Here is a 16199-nt window from a genome sequence, read left to right as displayed (position 1 = left end):
ATAATAACTTTAGCCCATTTTATGCCTAATAGAAAGAAAACCAAAATTGTAGCAACCTTAGGACCATCAACGTCTACTAAAACGGTCTTAAAACAAATGCTTGAAGCAGGTGCCAATGTATTTAGAATTAATTTTTCTCATGCTAATTATGATGATGTAAAGAAACGCATCTCAATGATTAGAGAGCTTAATGAAAAGTATGGATTTAACGCATCTATCCTTGGAGATTTACAAGGCCCTAAATTACGTGTAGGTGTAATGAAAGGTGAAGTTATTGTAAGTAAAGGCGATAAATTATCCTTTTGTACCGGCGAAGAATTTGAAGGAACAGCAGATCGTGTGTATATGAACTACGACACCTTCCCAAGAGATGTAAAGGCAGGCGAGCGTATTCTTCTTGATGATGGTAAACTAATCTTTGAAGTTTTAGAAACAAATAAAAAAGATGAAGTAAAAGCCAAAGTTATACAAGGTGGTCCTTTACGTTCTAGAAAAGGAGTAAACCTACCTAATACCAACATTTCTTTACCTGCATTAACAGAAAAAGATGTTAAAGATGCCATTTTTGCTTGTGAACAAGGAGTAGATTGGATGGCATTATCTTTTGTACGTCACGCAGAAGACCTGCAAGAATTACAAGAACTCATTAAAAAACATAGCGAGCACAAAATTCCAATAATAGCCAAGATAGAAAAGCCAGAAGGCGTTGAGAACATAGATAAGATAGTTGCTTACTGTGATGGTTTAATGGTTGCGCGTGGAGATTTAGGTGTTGAAATTCCAGCACAAGAAGTACCTTTAATACAAAAGCAATTAGTACTAAAAGCAAAGCAAGCAAGAATACCTGTAATTATTGCTACACAGATGATGGAAACAATGATTACTAGCCTTACGCCAACACGTGCAGAGGTTAATGATGTAGCAAACTCTGTGATGGATGGTGCAGATGCAGTAATGTTAAGTGGAGAAACCTCTGTAGGACAATATCCAGTTCAGGTAATTCAAAAAATGTGTCAGATTCTTAAAACTGTGGAAGACTCTCCATTAATTCACGTACCAGAAGAGCCACCACATATTCGTACTAAGCGATACATAACAAAATCAATATGTTATCATGCAGCACATATGGCTAATGAAATTAAGGCTAAAGCTATTTGTACACTAACAAATAGTGGTTATACAGCATTTCAAATTTCTGCTTGGAGACCTAGTGCACATATATTAGCATTTACATCAAACAAACGCATACTTACACAATTAAGCTTACTTTGGGGTGTGCATGCGTACTACTATGACAAGTTTACTAGTACAGACGATACTGTAGAAGATGTTAACGGTATTGCAAAACAAATGAAGTATGTTAAAAAATCTGAATTTGTTATAAACCTAGCAGCAATGCCAATTTCAGATAAAGGTATGGTAAACACATTAAGAGTTTCAGAGATTAAATAATTCTAAAAAATATAATTTTACACACCCTAAAGCGAAGCTTTTATTAAGCACACTTTAGGGTTTGTTCTTTTTAAAAAGAGGGAATTTTATTATAAGCAGTATCTTTGAAACCTATGGACCAAAGCTTTCCAAATACAGAACATTTAAAAGGAAAAACACTTATAAACGAGTTGTTCTTAAATGGAAAATCTGTAACTGCATACCCATTAAGAATGTACTATATACCTTTAAAAGATAATGATGTAAAAGGTTTTAAAGTTGGTGTATCTGTGCCTAAGAGAAACTTTAAACTAGCGGTTCATAGAAATAGAATAAAACGCTTACTCAGAGAATCATTCAGAAAAAATAAGTACCTTGTCTATAATGGGACAACGCAACACTTTGCGCTTCTCATCGTTTATATTGGCAAAGAAACACCTGAATATGAATTTGTTGAAACTAAATTTAAAAAGCTTGTTGGGGCATTTCTCAAAGCCGTGTCTTAGTTTTTGTGTGTTGTTGGTTTTAGCTTGCGGAGAAAATTCTACAGAGTCTTTTTCAAAAGAATTTACAATTGAAAATTCTGAAGATTATTTAGAGGAAACTATAATAGAAACCACAACAACCCCAAATTTAAATACATCCCAAGAGCAAAAAATTATAAAAACAGGTGTATTAGAGTTTCAAACACAAAATCTTTCTAAAACATATTCTCAAATTAAGGCTTTGCTTAACACCTATGAGGGTTATATTCAAACCGATAATTCTGGCAAAAATTACAACAGGCAATACCAAAATTTACAGGTAAGAATACCATCTAAAAACTTTCAAGTCATTATTGATAGCATTTCTCAGAGCGTAAACTACTTTGATACAAAATCTATTTCCAGACAAGATGTAACAGAAGAATTTATAGACCTTACAGCACGCTTAAAGGCTAAACGAGAATTAGAATCAAGATATATACAGCTTTTATCTAAAGCAAATACTGTAAAAGAAATTTTAGAAATCGAGAGAGAACTTTCTACAATTAGAGAAGATATAGAAGCTAAACAAGGAAGACTAGAGTATTTGCAAAGTCAAGTATCTTATAGCACACTAAACATAAATTTTTATAAGGAAATTTCTAATACTGGGATTACAGTTTCCTACGGAACAAAAATTGTGAATGCTCTAAAGTCAGGTTGGTTCGGTATTTCTTCTGTATTTTTAGGCATCTTAACACTATGGCCATTACTTATAATAGGACTTGTAGTTGCTATTGTAATAAGACATTGGCTTAAGTCTTCAAATAAAAACACTTCAAAATAATGAAAAAGCGCATTATACTTTCGGTAGTAGCTGTCGGTATTTTTTTTACAACAGTAAGTTTCAAAAATGATTTCTTCGAAATTGCTAAGCAGATAGAGATTTTTACTACGCTGTTTAAGGAATTAAACATGAATTATGTAGATGAAACAAACCCTGCAGAACTTATGGATACTGCCATAAAATCTATGTTAACAGAATTAGATCCTTATACTAAATTTTATAATGAACAAGATGTAGAAACAGCACGTATTCGAAACTCTGGAGAGTATACTGGTATCGGAGCATCTGTAAAAACACGAGATGATAAAATTACAATCATAGAGCCTCATAAAGGCTATCCGGCAGATAATGCAGGCCTTAAAGCTGGAGATGAAATTATAAAGATAGGAGATATCGTACTGTCAGATTTTGATAGTGACGCTGGAGAGTTATTAAAAGGATCACCAGGTAGTGAAGTACAGGTTACCTATTTACGACAAGGAAAACAAGAAACAACCACGTTAAAAAGAGGAAAGATAGATGTTGAAGCAGTGCCATATTATAAACTACTAGAAGATAAAACTGGTTATATAGTGTTATCTAAATTTAATGCTAAAGCGTCTACCCAAGTTATTGATGCTTTAAAAACATTAAAAGCAGATGGTGCCGATAAAATTATCTTAGACCTAAGAGGAAATCCTGGAGGCTTATTAAGTGAAGCTATAAATGTGACAAATATATTTATACCAAAAGGAGAGTTAGTTACTACCACAAAGTCTGTTATAAAGAAGTATAATAGAACGTATGTTACTAAAAATGAACCTGTAGATACTGAAATTCCATTAGTGGTTTTAATTGATGGACGTAGTGCATCTGCCAGTGAAATTGTTTCTGGAGGCTTGCAGGATTATGACAGAGCTGTAATTGTTGGCGCAAGAAGTTTTGGGAAAGGCTTAGTGCAAAGACCAAAACAGCTTACTTATGGCACACAACTTAAAGTAACTATTTCAAGATACTACACACCAAGTGGTCGTTGTATACAAGCATTAGATTATTGGAATAGAGACGAAGATGGTAATGCAGTGCGAACAAAATCTGCAGAATATAATGAGTTTAAAACTAAAGCAGGCCGAAGTGTTTTTGATGGCGGTGGCGTACTTCCAGATGTACAGTTAGAAACTTCTAAATTTAGTGGCGTAACATCAGCGTTAGTTCAAGATGAAGCCATTTTTAACTTTGCCACAAACTATTACTACACTCATAAGTTAGAGTCGCCAGAAGATTTTAAATTCACTAGCTCAGATTTTTCAGACTTCAAAGAATTTTTAAAAACAACTAACTTTAAGTATACTACCCAAACCGAAAAGGAATTAAAAGAAACCCTTGAAATTGCAGTTAAAGAAGAGTTTGATGATGATGTGCAGAATAACTACAATAACTTTCTAGCATCTATACAACAAGCCAAGACAAAAGCTATAGATGATAAGAAGCCAGAAATAGAGCGTCTTATAACAGATGAGATTATAAAGCGTTATTTCTACAAAGAAGGTCTTTATGATTATTATGTTATTAATAATCCAGAGATAGAAGAGGCAAAGAACATACTAAACAGTACAAACAGGTACTCTAAAATTTTAAAATAAATCACAATCATAAATGAGGGTATAGGATTATTAATGTCCTCTCATTTTTTGTAAATTCCCATCATTAAATCTAGATAATGATTAAAAAGACAGTAAAAGACGTAGAAGCAGCATTGCAAGGCGTACAAGATGGCATGACATTTATGTTAGGCGGTTTTGGATTAAGCGGCATACCAGAAAATGCAATTGCACATTTAGTAAAATTAAACGTAAAAGACATTACGTGTATTTCTAATAATGCAGGTGTAGATGATTTCGGTTTAGGGTTGTTGCTTCAAAAAAAGCAAATACGAAAAATGGTATCGTCTTACGTTGGAGAGAACGATGAGTTTGAACGTCAAATGCTAAGTGGTGAGTTAGAAGTGGAGCTTATTCCACAAGGTACCTTGGCAGAACGATGCCGCGCTGCACAAGGAGGATTTCCTGCATTTTTCACACCAGCAGGTTATGGTACAGAAGTCGCCGAAGGTAAAGAAGTACGAGAGTTTAACGGGAAAATGTATGTGTTGGAAGAAGCATTTAAAGCAGATTTTGCATTTATAAAAGCTTGGAAAGGAGATGAAGCAGGTAATTTAATCTTTAAGGGTACAGCGCGAAACTTTAATCCAAATATGTGTGGTGCTGCAAAGGTTACTGTGGTAGAGGTAGAAGAGTTAGTTAAGCCAGGAGAGTTAGACCCTAACCAAATACATATTCCGGGCATATTTGTACAACGAATTTTTCAAGGCGAACGCTATGAAAAGCGAATTGAACAAAGAACAGTAAGACAAAGAGATTAAGCAATCATCAAAATTTTCAAATTGAGTATATGTTAGATAAAAATGGAATAGCACAACGCATAGCTAAAGAAGTTAAGGATGGTTACTATGTAAACTTAGGCATTGGGATACCAACATTGGTCGCAAACTTTGTTAGAGATGATATCGATGTAGAGTTTCAAAGTGAGAATGGTGTTTTAGGAATGGGGCCATTCCCTTTTGATGGTGAAGAAGATGCAGATGTCATTAATGCTGGTAAACAAACTATTACAGCCTTGCCAGGCGCAAGTTTTTTCGACTCTGCTACAAGCTTTAGTATGATAAGAGGCCAACACGTAGACCTTACAATTCTGGGTGCTATGGAAGTAGCAGAAAATGGAGATATTGCCAACTGGAAAATACCAGGTAAAATGGTAAAAGGAATGGGCGGAGCTATGGATCTTGTTGCAAGTGCAGACAATATTATAGTGGCAATGATGCACACTAACCGTGCTGGAGAATCTAAATTATTAAAACGCTGTAGCTTACCGTTAACTGGAGTTGGTTGTGTAACTAAGGTGGTTACAAACCTTGCAGTGTTAGAGGTTACTAAAGAAGGCTTCAAGCTTTTAGAGCGTGCGCCAGGCGTTAGTGTAGATGAAATACAAAAGGCAACAGAAGGTACACTCATTATAGATGGAGATGTTCCAGAAATGAAGCTTTAATTGTATAAAATAAGCCTTTAATGCAAATTTAATAATGACTCAAGAAGAGAAGATTAAACAATTAGAGGCTGAAAACAAAAAGCTAAGAGACACCTTTGCATCTCAAAAAGAATCTAAGCGAAAACGAAGAAAGTTAGGGTGGAGCTTTTTAAAACGTTCTTCAGGTATGGTTTTGGGTGTAAAGCTCAAAACTTCAATCGAAGATTTTTTAAACGAATTAGGAGATGACCGTCGTGTTTCTCGTGAAACATTGTCCAATTTACTTTCTGCAGTAGTACTAAGGCTTACTAGAGTTGGTTTCCTGTTGGTGCTTACGGCAATTTTACCTTCAATTTTACTTATTTTTCAAACCTATTACCTTGCCAAGCAAACCACGTTAATAGATGATCAGAAAACACTATTTCAAAATCAGAATATTCGTTTAGATCAACAAACCTATTTGCAAGAAGCAGAACGTCGTGGCAATGTCATTATTTTATTAGATAACATGATTAAGGATGTTAATGATGAAATAGACAGAACACCTTCAAACAGAATTTCTAAACCAACTACAGGTCGTTTAATTGCTTTAAGTAAAATGCTAAAGCCATATCGTTACTTAAAGAATGATAGTCTTACAGAACGCGTTCTAAGCCCAGAACGAGGCTATTTGTTATTGTCTTTAATTGAAAGTGATTTAAGTTTAAAGCTAAGTTCTAACACGTCACTAAACGGATCTTTATTAGAACGATTAGATTTCAGTTATGCAGAAATGGTGGGCGTTTCCATCATTAATGAGGATTTATTAAATATTAATCTGTCTTATGCAGACCTAAGTAATTCAAATTTTAGCGGTAACGATTTTGAAAATGCAGATTTTAAATATGCAGATTTAACCAATACAGTTTTAGATTTAGCAAATCTGGAATCTACTAACTTTAAAGGCGCTATTCTTAAAAACACAAGCTTTAAGCGTGCAGACCTAACTAAGGCAGACTTAAGTTTAACAGATCTTAGAGGCGCAGAGTTCTCTGTTAAATCGCTTAAAGGAGCAACACTTACAAATGCAAGGGTTTCAGAAAATTTTAGTGTAACAATGAGTAAGCAACTAAATAAAACAGACTATGCGTGGTTTGCAGAGACCTATGAGGTTGTTGAGGTAGATGATGATAACTACCAAATTCTTAAAAAATAATTACCTAGGATTTCTAGGAGCTTGCCTTGTGCCGCGCTCTTCAATATCTGTTAGCTTGTAATACAGTAGTTTACCACGTTCTGTGTAGGAAATTATAGCGTCATTAGAGGACAATTTGAAAGAACCATTTTTAGAAAATTGAGGTGGTTTATTACCGTATTCTTTTACAGGGTCGGCATTTAAGATACGGTCAGTTTGTTTAGGAAACTTCCCTACATACACCGTAGGCGCACGTAGTTCAGGCTTTAATGCAACTTGTTTATCCCTAAAGAAAACCTCTTTTAATTCAATAGAGTTTAAATTCTCTTTTAAAACTATGGTAACGTGTATTCCTGCAGGAGATGTTCTTGTATGTTGAGGCCAATCTTGATAATAATATTCAACTATTTCAAAAGGCACCTGTTCTTGTAGCACAAAGTTTTGTAGCTGCTGGCTTGAAGAACAACTGGAAAAAAACACTAAGGGAATAATACCATAAAGTAAAGTAGCTAATTTCATAATATTGAGATTTTCAGTTTAAAGGTACAAAACAAATTAAGTGCCAAAGCGTTGTAAAACAATGATAAGACCTAACTAAAAGAGCATTTGTGTTAATAAAAACTTAAAAATAATTTAAGACTATGTTTTACATAGTCTGTTTGGTTATTTTCGTCGACAATTCATCAATCAATTAAAAATCAACACTCTTGAAAAACGTTTACTTATTTTTAGCAGTCTTCTTCATTTCGATAACATCTATTGCTCAAAGTGTTACTATAAAAGGAACAATAGTAGATGAGACCTCGAAAACACCTTTAGAAGCAGCAACTGTTTTTGCAGAAAAAGTTTCAGATAGTACATTAATAACCTATTCCATTTCAGACAGAGCAGGTCTTTTCTTATTAGAAACAGAATCTAGTTTACCAGAAATGCGAGTAAATATTAGTTTTACTGGCTACGCTGGCTATTCTAAAGTTGTAAAGATAAACTCCTCAGAAATAGATCTAGGAACTATTCCTCTTGGTTTGCAGGCAGAATCTTTGTCAGATGTTGTGATTACTGCTACACGCGCACCAATTACTATTAAAAAGGACACATTGGAGTTTAATGTAAAGTCGTTTAAAACTAAGAAAGATGCCAACGTTGAAGATCTTTTAAAACAATTGCCAGGTGTTGAGGTAGATCCAGATGGCACCATAAAAGTTAATGGTAAACCAGTAAACAAGATATTAGTTAATGGAAAACCTTTTTTTGGTAATGATCCTACAATTGCAACAAGAAACCTAACCAAGGATATTATCAAGAAAATACAAGTAACAGACACTAAAACAGATTCTGAGGCTTTTACCGGCGAAGATGGAGAGCAAACCAACAAAACCATAAACCTTACTATAGATGAAGATAAAAACAAAGGAATTTTTGGTAGGGTAGCTGCAGGTGCAGGCACCGATGAACGTTTTGAATATGCCGGACTTTTAAATTATTTTGATAACGATTTGCGAGTTAGCGTATTAGGTGGTGGTAATAATATTAACTCACCAGGTTTTAGTTTTGGAGAAATACAAAGGCTTTTTTCTAATACGCGTTCTGTAAGCTTTAATGGCAATGGCAGTTTTAATGTTGGTGGGCGTTCTTTTGGTGGTGGCCAAGGTATTACCAACTCCAGAACAGCAGGCGTTAATTTTGCTAATGAATTATGGAAAAAAACAGACATTACTACAGATTATTTTTACTCTGCATCTAACTCATATAATGACGAAGTTACCCAGCGAGAAAACATTTTGCCAGACAATAGGTTTATTACAAATTCTATATCAAGTTCAGACAGTAATATAGATTCTCATACAGTTAATGCTAGATTTAGGTCTGAAGTAGACTCAACTTTTGTAATATTATTTAGACCTGAATTTTCATACAATACAGGACTTTCAAACTTTGATTCTAATGAAGAAAGCAGAACGATAGATGGTGAACTTACAAACCAATCTGAAGCCTCTACACAATCTGATAGAACAGGCACCAACTTTCAAGGAGAATTAGACTTTACAAAGAAGTATGGTAAAAAAGGTGGATTTGTAAGGTTAGGAGTAGAAAACAACATTAATAAGGATGTAAACGAAAGATTCCTGTTTTCTAATACCGAAGTTTTTGGAGACACACCAGAAACAATTACAAGAAATCAATTTACAGACGGTGAAAATACAGACAATGGTTTTCAGGTCTCAGCAGATTGGAGAATTCCTTTAATAGAGAAAAAACTATTCTTAAATGCTGAATATACCTACGAACAAAATACAAGAGAAGATAACCAGTCTGTATTTGACTTTAATGAAACTAACCAAAACTATTCAGATTTTAATCTTGAACAGAGTACAGATTTTGAAAATAAGAATAGCAGTTCTGAACCAGAGTTAGGGTTACAATACCAAACCGATAAACTAAGAGCCGGTTTTAGTGCTGGTTATATACATAGGACTTTAGAAAGTGACGATGCATTAAGAGACATTAATTTTGAAAACAATTTTGATGCACTAACACTTTCAAGTAATTTTAGATATAACTTTACTAAACAATCTAGAGCTTATATTAGTTATAGGCTCCGTAATGATGCTCCAAGCGTAAATCAACTATCTCCTTTTGTAGATGTGTCTAATCCACTAAACACTATACAGGGTAATCCAAACTTAAGCCCTTCTAACAATCATAATATTTATTTAGGATATAACTCTTACGATTTTAAAACCCAATCTGGAGTTTACAGCTATGGTAATGCTACATTTACCAATGATCGTGTGGTAGCTCAAACTACTGTTGATGAAAATTTTGTAAGAAACACTACGTATACCAATGTAAATGGTAATTACAATTTAAACTTTAGCATAGGAGTTAATAAACAAAAGAAGGTAGATTCATTACAAAGCATACGTTACGGGCTTAGAGGAAGCATAAACGCCAACAGAAACGTAAACTTTAATAATGCAGTACAATATGCTAGTAGAACTGTAACGTATTCGCCATCTGTAAATATTGCCTATATATTAAAAGATAAATTTGAGTTTAGACCATCTTACACACTTAACTATACAGAGAATAGCTTTAATTTAGACCTGTTTGAAGGTAGAGAGTACGTAAGACATACCATAAACCTTTTTACTACAGCTACGTTCTTTAAAAAGCTTGAATGGGTAAATGATATAGATTATAATTACAATGCAGATGTTGCTGAAGGATTTGAAAAAAGCATCCTGTTCTGGAATAGTTCACTTTTATACTCATTTTATAACGACGCTTTTACCGCTTCTATTAAGGCGTATGATATCTTAAAGCAAAACAATAATACAAGACGAACAGCTACTCAAGATTATATTCAGGATACACAAAGTACAGTACTACAACGTTATGTTATGTTTGGACTTAGTTATAAATTTAATACTCTAGGAAAAAAAGGCGAAACGAGAGAGTTTAACTGGAGAAGACATTAATATAAAATGAAATCTATTTTATAATTAAGCTGTTATTTAATGAAGATTAAAAAGTATAATTACTTTACCACTTAACTTTTTTACACTTGATCAAGAGATTAAATATTATAATATATTAAAATATTGTTAAAAAGATTAATTAGTCAACTTCTCAAATCATTTTACAGAACGTAATTTTACCTTTCATCAATTTTAATTGTGCTTAAACGATAAATTATATTTAATTAAGAAATGCCATAAAGGGACATAAAGATAGGTTATATTTGTCTTGTAATGAGACACTTGTATTTAATAATTATGTTCCCTTATATGTTTTTTGCTCAACAAGGTGTAGGAATTAATACCAACGACCCTCAACAAGCACTTCACATTGCAGGAACAACAAGCACAATTAGACTAGACGGTTTAAATGCAGTTAATAATGCAAGTAATTCAGGTGATTTTGATGGTAACGGAAATTTAAGTGATAATACATTTCCACTGTATATAAATGAAGATGGAGACTTTTTATTAGATTTTAATACACTCTACATTAGTGAGGACGAAGATGCCATCCAAACTACAACGACTATTACATTAAATCCATTCACAAATTCAGATGGTAATGGAGCAGAAGAGGTGTTTTCTTTTAATGTCACTACTACAAGGCCAACTATTCTAGAAATAAAATATAATATAAGCTTTGAAGTAAACTCTAATGCCGCAGGTGATGAGATTGAAGATTATCTTTCAAGACGAATTACAAATTACTTTACTGTAGGTGGTGCAACATATGGTATTGCCTCCAAGAATTTTACAAATCGAACACCCTCATTTTCTTTTGGTAATACAGGGTCAAATGAAACTTATTATAATGTAGGTAGAGGTTATGTTTCATTACCGGCAGCACAAACATATACAATTCGTTTTTTTGGCGAAGTTTCTTCTGGCGACAGCTATTTAGCAACGAGTGTTGTTTTTGGTTCTGGAATTGATTCACTCTTATTTAGAATGTATTAGAATGAATGTATACTTACTTCCATTTTTATTTTTACCAATGTTAAGTTTTGCTCAAGTAGGAATAGGTACAACTCAACCTCAACAAGATTTACATATTGCAGGAGATACTTCTACAATTAGAATAGAAAGCTTAAATGCAACAAATAACCCTTTTAATAACGGTATTGATCTTGCTCCAGTATCTATTGATGGTTTTGGAAATTTCACATTGGTCCCGCAATACAATACACCTTTGGTGTTTTTGTTAGAAGAAAATAATTTTATTCCTGATAATCCCAGTAATTTAGATTTTAATACAGGTACTGTTATAAATAGTGACCTCGCATCTACCTCAAACGAAGCTATTATTATTACTAAAGCAATTACAATCCCACAACCATCAATAATAGAAGTTAACTATGCGGTTACAATGTTGTTTGCCGGAGATGATTTAAAATCAAATACACTTTCACCAATTACCGATGCTAAATCTAGAACAGGTGAAATATTTTTTAGAATAGACCTCAATAGTGATGGTCTTAATACTACTGAAATCTCAAAGAAATATGGAATCAAAGGAATATATTATACATCCAGTTCTGGTGGAGTTGCTGGATACGCTTATGTTAATAGTCAAGGCTATGTTACATTACCAACAGGAAATCATACTATTTACTTTTACGGTGTTGTCAAAGACGGCAACTCATCCTATACTAGTATTGGTTTTGGAGGTTCAAAGGATTATCTCAAAATTAGACTTTATAATTAATGTTTAACACTAGTCACATACTTAAAGTTTTATTACTATTTATATTAGTAACGACGCTCTCCAGTGCACAAGTTGGTATTAATACTACCTCGCCGCAAGAGACTTTACATATCGCTGGTGATGATACTACAAATATTAAAGTTGAAGGTTTAAGCGCTGCTAATAATGTAAATAACCTCGGTATAGGAAATAGCACTAGAGTTTATGCTAATGAAAATGGTGATTTAACTTTAGCAACGTCACCTCCTAGCGTTGAAATTGTTTTAGATTTCTCTAATTATTTAGACGATAATGGTGTAACAGTTAACCAAACTGGTGGAGGCTCTGCTTTTACCAGAACCAATAGGCCATTAAACACAACATTTACCTTAGTAAGAGACGCAATCATCCAAATTAATTATTCTGTATCTTGGAGTATTCGAAAGAATAATAACTTTAAAATTAGTGACCAAAGAGCTAGAATAATTCAAACTGGAATTTATCTTGTGGATGATTCTGACAACAGTTTTGTAACTCAAGATTTAGATGGTAATACAATAAACCCAGCTACTGTAAATTGTAATCTTTTTGGAGATTTACTAAACTGTCTTGGTACAGAAGCATTACTTGGTCTTAGTGGACAATTTTATAATAACTCTAGCAGAACAGTAGGTGAAGCAAATGGTTTCCATAATACAGGTTCAGATTATGTACGTTTGCCAGCAGGAACTTACAAAGCATTATTTGCAGTTCAAGTTAGTGTTGGTAATGCAAGTGGTTCTGGTAATATCCAGTTTAAATTAGGTACAGCTAATGACGATATTCAAATAATAGCATATTATTATAATTAAAAAAGCTCCAAATTTTATTTGGAGCTTTTTTAATTAGGAATAAAAATTATTAGTTATTCAATGCTTCTGCACCACCAACAATTTCTAATATTTCATTTGTAATACTTGCTTGTCTTGCTTTGTTGTAAGACAATTTAAGACTATCTCTAAGCTCTGTAGCGTTATCTGTAGCCTTGTGCATTGCAGTCATACGTGCACCGTGCTCAGAAGCAAAAGAATCACGCATAGCTTTATACAATTGCATTTTTAAAGACTTAGGAATTAGGTCATTTACTATTTCCTCTTTAGAAGGCTCAAAAATATAATCTGATACGCTAGACGTATCAACATCATCGTTTTGTTTTGCTACTAATGGAAGAAACTGCTCATTCATTACAATTTGCGTAGCTGCATTTTTAAAACTATTGTAAACGATAACTATTTTATCGTATTCACGGTTTTTAAATTTAGCCATTAAATCCTCAGCAACTTCAGCTACATTTTCAAATGATAAATCATCAAAAAGGCTGTTGTTGTTTGTTGTAACTGTATGCGTTTTCTTTAAGATATCATTAGCCTTCTTACCAATAGTTATAACCTCTGTAGAAATACCTTTATATGTAGTTTCTGTAAGAGATTTAACTTTCTTAATAATGTTGGTATTAAAAGCTCCTGCTAATCCTCTGTTAGATGAAATAGCAACAATAAGCACTTTATTTATCTGGCGCTCTTCTGCAAAATCACTTCCGCTATCTGCATCTAAAGTAGCGCTTAGACTTTGTAATAATTCAGTAAGCTTATTAGAGTAAGGGCGCATTTTTGTAATAGCGTCCTGAGCTTTGTTCAACTTAGCAGCAGATACCATTTTCATGGCACTAGTAATCTGCATCGTTGAGCTTACCGATGTAATTCTATTTCTAAGTTCTTTTAAGTTTGCCATTCGTATTAAGAGTATAGATTAAAGAGTAAAGAATATAGGTGATCTTATTAGAGCACCTATACTCTAAAGTCTGTGTCTTTGTTCTATTTAGTATTTACTAGAAAGCTCTGCAGCAACTTTTTCTAATGTGTTAGTCACTTCTTCTGTTAATTTTCCAGCTTTAAGTGTATCTAAAACATCTCTGTGCTTAGCATTTAAGTATTCTAAGTAATCTACTTCAAATTCTTTTACTTTGTTTACAGGAACCTTACGTAATAAGTTCTTAGATCCAGCATAAACGATTGCAATTTGATTTTCTACAGTGTAAGGATCATTTTGACCTTGCTTAAGAATCTCAACGTTACGTTTACCTTTTTCAATTACATTTAAGGTTGCAGCATCTAGGTCTGATCCAAACTTAGCAAATGCTTCAAGTTCACGGAACTGTGCTTGGTCAAGCTTTAATGTACCTGCTACTTTCTTCATAGATTTAATCTGTGCAGAACCACCAACACGAGATACAGAAATACCTACGTTAATTGCTGGACGTACACCAGAGTTAAATAAATCTGAAGTTAAGAATATCTGCCCATCTGTAATAGAAATTACGTTTGTTGGGATATATGCAGAAACGTCACCTGCTTGAGTTTCAATAACAGGAAGTGCAGTTAAAGAACCACCACCTTTTACCTTATCTTTTAAGCTGTCTGGTAAGTCGTTCATATCTCTTGCAATACCGTCATCATTGATAACTTTTGCTGCACGCTCTAATAATCTTGAGTGTAAGAAGAAAACGTCACCTGGATACGCCTCACGTCCTGGTGGACGACGTAATAATAAAGATACCTCACGGTAAGCAACTGCTTGCTTAGATAAATCATCATAAATAATTAATCCTGGACGACCAGTATCTCTAAAGTACTCTCCAATTGCAGCTCCTGCAAATGGTGCGTATACCTGCATTGGTGCAGGATCTGATGCGTTAGCTGCTACAATAGTAGTATAAGCCATTGCACCTTTGTCTTCTAGCGTCTTAGCAATACCTGCAACGGTAGATGCTTTTTGACCAATAGCAACATAAATACAATATACTGGCTCACCAGCATCGTAAAATTCTTTTTGATTTAAGATCGTGTCAATACAAACGGTAGTTTTACCTGTTTGACGGTCACCAATAACAAGCTCACGTTGTCCACGGCCAATTGGCACCATAGCATCAATAGATTTGATACCAGTTTGTAATGGCTCTGTTACAGGCTCACGATAAATAACACCTGGCGCTTTACGCTCTAATGGCATTTCGAAAGTTTCACCTTCAATAGGGCCTTTACCGTCTATAGGATTACCAAGAGTATCTACAACACGACCAACAATACCTTCACCTACTTTAATAGATGCAATACGTTGTGTACGTTTTACTGTAGACCCTTCAGAAATACCAACAGATGGTCCTAAAAGTACCACACCAACGTTGTCTTCCTCCAAGTTTAAAACGATAGCTTCAAGGCCAGTTTCAAACTCTACCAATTCACCATATTGTGCGTTGCTTAGACCATATACACGAGCAATACCATCACCTACGGTTAAAACGGTACCAACTTCGTCTAATGAGGCTTTGTTTTCAAAACCTGAAAGCTGTTGTTTAAGTATTGCTGATACTTCAGCTGGATTAACTTCTGCCATTTTGTTTAATCTTTAAATCAATTATAGTTTTGAAACGTAAGTGTTGTTTGTAAACTCACGTTTAAGTGTATTCAATTTGTTTGCAATACTCGCGTTGTACTGTAAATCTCCAACACGAAGGATGAAACCACCAATTATGTTTTCATCAATTTTATTTTCTAAAGAAACGTCATTTCCTGTAAGCTCTTTAACTTTTGCTAAAACTTTTGCTTCTAGCTCTTTGGTTAAAGGTACTGCAGTAGTAACGGTTGCAACTTCTGTTTTGTTCATTTGGTCGAACAAAAACGTATATTTTTTTGCAACATCTTGTAATATGTCTACGCGCTTGTTTTCAATAAGAATATCGAAAAGACCAATAGTGATAGCGTTACCGTCTTTAAAAACCTGTCTTAAAACTGCTTTCTTATCTGCAGATTTTACTACAGGACTTGTAAGCATAAGCTGTAAGTCATCACTTGCAGCAATGGTGTTGCTAACAAGCTTCATGTTCTCGTTAGTTTCTTTTGCGTTGTTTTGGTCAATAGCCAAATCTAAGATGGCTTTTGCGTAACGTTGTGCTGCTCTTGATGCTGCCATGTTA

The 16199-nt window shown here is 34.0% G+C and carries 15 protein-coding genes; 11 read left to right on the top strand and 4 right to left on the bottom strand.

Annotated features, from left to right (window positions below):
- Window positions 1–21 precede the first annotated feature (21 nt).
- From pyk to CA2559_RS03110, 7 genes are all read left to right on the top strand, one after another.
- Entirely contained in the window at window positions 22–1452 is a 1431-nt protein-coding gene (gene pyk / locus CA2559_RS03140) for a pyruvate kinase (protein WP_013186391.1), read from the top strand.
- 113 nt (window positions 1453–1565) lie between these two features.
- Window positions 1566–1937, top strand: coding sequence for a ribonuclease P protein component (gene rnpA, locus CA2559_RS03135; protein WP_013186390.1), 372 nt, complete (start codon window positions 1566–1568; stop codon window positions 1935–1937).
- 7 nt (window positions 1938–1944) lie between these two features.
- Window positions 1945–2742 carry a DUF4349 domain-containing protein gene (locus CA2559_RS03130; protein WP_238524723.1) on the top strand — a complete coding sequence of 266 codons (798 nt, stop codon included), beginning with the start codon at window positions 1945–1947 and terminating at the stop codon, window positions 2740–2742.
- Window positions 2742–4364, top strand: a complete 1623-nt coding sequence (locus CA2559_RS03125) for a S41 family peptidase (protein ID WP_013186388.1) — start codon at window positions 2742–2744, stop codon at window positions 4362–4364. Before CA2559_RS03130 ends, CA2559_RS03125 begins: the two co-directional genes overlap by 1 nt.
- Window positions 4365–4441: 77 nt before the next feature.
- Window positions 4442–5143 carry a CoA transferase subunit A gene (locus tag CA2559_RS03120; protein WP_013186387.1) on the top strand — a complete coding sequence of 234 codons (702 nt, stop codon included), beginning with the start codon at window positions 4442–4444 and terminating at the stop codon, window positions 5141–5143.
- Window positions 5144–5172: 29 nt separating this feature from the next.
- The gene (locus CA2559_RS03115) at window positions 5173–5826 is read left to right on the top strand and encodes a CoA transferase subunit B (protein ID WP_013186386.1); all 654 of its coding nucleotides are present in this window, start codon (window positions 5173–5175) and stop codon (window positions 5824–5826) included.
- A 34-nt stretch (window positions 5827–5860) separates the two neighbouring features.
- Window positions 5861–7000: a pentapeptide repeat-containing protein gene (locus CA2559_RS03110; protein WP_013186385.1), complete on the top strand. Its 1140-nt coding sequence runs from the start codon at window positions 5861–5863 to the stop codon at window positions 6998–7000.
- On the opposite strand, the gene CA2559_RS13520 is transcribed toward CA2559_RS03110, so the two are convergent.
- Window positions 7001–7498, bottom strand: a complete 498-nt coding sequence (locus CA2559_RS13520) for a hypothetical protein (RefSeq protein ID WP_013186384.1) — start codon at window positions 7496–7498, stop codon at window positions 7001–7003.
- Window positions 7499–7686: 188 nt separating this feature from the next.
- On the opposite strand from CA2559_RS13520, the gene CA2559_RS03100 reads away from it, so the two are divergent.
- The 4 genes from CA2559_RS03100 (at window position 7687) to CA2559_RS03085 (ending at window position 13038) form a co-directional block, all read left to right on the top strand.
- Window positions 7687–10461, top strand: a complete 2775-nt coding sequence (locus CA2559_RS03100) for an outer membrane beta-barrel protein (protein ID WP_013186383.1) — start codon at window positions 7687–7689, stop codon at window positions 10459–10461.
- 273 nt (window positions 10462–10734) lie between these two features.
- Window positions 10735–11460: a hypothetical protein gene (locus CA2559_RS03095; protein ID WP_148232770.1), complete on the top strand. Its 726-nt coding sequence runs from the start codon at window positions 10735–10737 to the stop codon at window positions 11458–11460.
- 1 nt (window position 11461) lies between these two features.
- Window positions 11462–12208: a hypothetical protein gene (locus CA2559_RS03090; protein WP_013186381.1), complete on the top strand. Its 747-nt coding sequence runs from the start codon at window positions 11462–11464 to the stop codon at window positions 12206–12208.
- Entirely contained in the window at window positions 12208–13038 is an 831-nt protein-coding gene (locus tag CA2559_RS03085) for a hypothetical protein (protein WP_013186380.1), read from the top strand. The genes CA2559_RS03090 and CA2559_RS03085 overlap by 1 nt, the downstream gene beginning before the upstream one ends.
- A 49-nt stretch (window positions 13039–13087) precedes the next feature.
- Here CA2559_RS03085 and atpG read toward each other — a convergent pair whose 3' ends face one another.
- The 3 genes from atpG to atpH all read right to left on the bottom strand — a co-directional run bounded on the left by atpG (window position 13088) and on the right by atpH (window position 16195).
- On the bottom strand, window positions 13088–13957 hold the full coding sequence (gene atpG, locus CA2559_RS03080; RefSeq protein WP_013186379.1) for an ATP synthase F1 subunit gamma: 870 nt from the start codon (window positions 13955–13957) through the stop codon (window positions 13088–13090).
- Between the two features lie 87 nt (window positions 13958–14044).
- Window positions 14045–15619 carry a F0F1 ATP synthase subunit alpha gene (atpA, locus tag CA2559_RS03075; protein WP_013186378.1) on the bottom strand — a complete coding sequence of 525 codons (1575 nt, stop codon included), beginning with the start codon at window positions 15617–15619 and terminating at the stop codon, window positions 14045–14047.
- Window positions 15620–15640: 21 nt separating this feature from the next.
- Entirely contained in the window at window positions 15641–16195 is a 555-nt protein-coding gene (gene atpH, locus CA2559_RS03070; RefSeq protein ID WP_013186377.1) for an ATP synthase F1 subunit delta, read from the bottom strand.
- Window positions 16196–16199: the final 4 nt, after the last annotated feature.

This window comes from Croceibacter atlanticus HTCC2559, from assembly GCF_000196315.1.
Taxonomy (GTDB): Bacteria; Bacteroidota; Bacteroidia; order Flavobacteriales; family Flavobacteriaceae; genus Croceibacter; species Croceibacter atlanticus.
This window is presented reverse-complemented; position numbering and strand designations above follow the sequence as displayed.